The organism is Anaeromyxobacter sp. SG17 (assembly GCF_022690695.1).
GTDB lineage: Bacteria > Myxococcota > Myxococcia > Myxococcales > Anaeromyxobacteraceae > Anaeromyxobacter > Anaeromyxobacter soli.
The window spans coordinates 1-2,206 of record NZ_JALCYX010000149.1 but is presented as its reverse complement, the minus strand read 5'-3'; the positions used below and the strand labels follow the sequence as shown (position 1 = coordinate 2,206).

Genomic DNA, 2,206 nt, shown 5'->3' with positions numbered 1-2,206 from the left:
CGCCGAGATCCGCCTCGGCGAGCATCGCGTGCGCGAGGGTCCCGCGCGCGGTCGCGCGGCCGGGATCGTCGGCGGGGGCGCCGCGCGCGCCGCGCGGCTCGGCGAGTCCAAGCACGCGACCGAGGTGGTGGCGGCGCGGGCACCGGGCGTACTCGGCGAGCTCGGTCACGGCGGTCCGCACGGCGGCGACCGCGGGCGGGCCGGCGAGATGGGGCGGCGCGACGACCGCCGCGGCGGCAGCCGCGGGGGCGGCGGTAGCCTCGGCGAGCGGGGTCCCCGACGCAGCCGTCCCCGCCTCCGCGATCGGGATCCGCCGCAGGAGCTCCGGCCGCGCGTCGGCCGCCGCCTCCACGAGCCCGCGCCAGCTCTCCGCACCGTTCGAGGCCTCGCCGGAGAGGACGAGGTGATCGCGCGCGCGGGTCATCGCGACGTAGAGGAGCCGGCGCGACTCGGCCGCCGCCGCGCGCCGCTCGTGCTCGCGCGCCTCGCGCACGGAGACCGTCTCGTCGAACCGCTCGGCCGCCGCGTCGTAGCGCATCGCGCAGACGCGCCCCGCCGGGTCGAGGAGCGCGCGGCGGGCGTCGCTCCGCGCGCGCGCGCCGAGGTCCGGTACGAACACCACCGGCCACTCGAGCCCCTTGGCCTGGTGCACGGTGAGGATGGCCACCGCGTCGCCGGCCTCGACCTCCGCCTCGGGCTCGCGCGGCGGCCGCGCCGCCTGCGCCCGCAGGTGGCGCGCGAGCTCCGCCGCCGTCCCGCCGTCCGCGGCGAAGCGCGCGGCGAGGGCCACGGCCTTCGCGACGTTCATCGCCCGCCGCTCGCCGTCGGGCCCGGCGAGCAGCGCTGCGTCGAGATCGAGGCGCTCGACGGCGCGCCCGAGCAGCGCGTCCGGCGCGAGCCTGTCGCGGAGCGCGTGCAGCTCGCGCCAGACCTCGAGCAGGCGCGCGAGCCGCGCCCAGTCCTCCGCCGGCACCCGGCGAACCGCCTGCTCCGCCGTGCCGGGCGCGAGCGCGAAGGCCCCGTCGGCCGAGAGGGCTCGAAGGAGCTCGTCGGGGAGCCCGCCCGCGGGGGCACGCGCCAGCCGTCCGGGGCCGGCCCGCGCGGCGAGGAAGAGCGTCGCGTCCGAGACGCCGCACATGGGCGAGCGGAGCAGCGCGGCCCAGCCGATCGCGTCGGCGGGATCGGCCAGCGTCGCGAGGAGCTCCCCGAGATCGCGCACCTCCGGCGCCTGGTAGAAGCCGCCGCCGCGCGCGAGCCGGTAGGGGATCCCCGCGGCGCGCAGCGCCCGCTCGTACTCGCCGATCTGCGTGAGCCGCCGGAACAGGATCGCCACGTCGCCGAGCCTCGGGCGCCGCACGCGCTCGCCTCCGCCTTCGCCCCGCTCGCGCACCGCGACGCCCGCCGTCCCGGCGACCACCGCCTCGATGCGGCGGGCGATCGCGTCGGCCTCGCGGCGCCGCCGCTCCGCGGCGTTCCCCTCGCCGTCGTCGTCGAGGAGCTCGCACGCGGGGCGCGCGCCCTCCGGCCGGTGCGGCACGAGGCGATCGGCGTCGGAGAAGCGGATCTCGTCGTCGCGCGCCGGCGCGCCGTCGGGCGGGCGCATGCACCGCGCGAACACCTCGTTCACGAGCTCGACCACCGCCGGCGCGGAGCGATGGTTGTCCGAGAGGTGCAGCACACGCCCCCCGCCCGCGTCGAGCCGGCGGACGAGTCGCGCGAACACCGCGACGTCGGCGCCGCGGAAGCGGTAGATGGACTGCTTGAGGTCGCCCACCGCGACGAGGACCGGGCCGGGGGGCGTGCCGGGGCCCGCGAGCAGCTCGAACAGCTCCTGCTGAACCCCGTTCACGTCCTGGTACTCGTCCACGAGGAGCGCGCGGAACCGCCCCCGGAGCTCCGCGCGGAGCGCCGCGTCGCGCCGCAGGAGGTCGCGCGCGACGACGAGGAGGTCGTCGAAGTCCACGGCGCGGGCCGCGCGCTTCGCGGCGGCGTACCGGGCCTCGGCGTCGGCGACGAGCCGGCAGAGCTCCGCCTTCGACTCCGCCGCGAGCGCCTCGGCGGCGAGCGGCGCGAGCGCCTCGGCCGCCGCTGCGAGCGCGTCCTTGAGCTCGCGCAGCGGGCCGTCGCCCTTGCCGAGGCGCTTCCCCTTCGCGGCGGCGCCGAGCGCGAGGAGCCGCCCGAGCGCGGCGTCGTCGATCGCTCCCTG

The 2,206-nt window shown here is 79.4% G+C and carries 1 protein-coding gene; it reads right to left on the bottom strand.

Features of this window, described 5'->3' with window-relative positions; translation table 11 throughout:
* On the bottom strand, positions 1–2,206 hold a 2,206-nt coding region (locus MNY60_RS23470; protein ID WP_242362061.1), incomplete at both ends, for an exodeoxyribonuclease V subunit beta.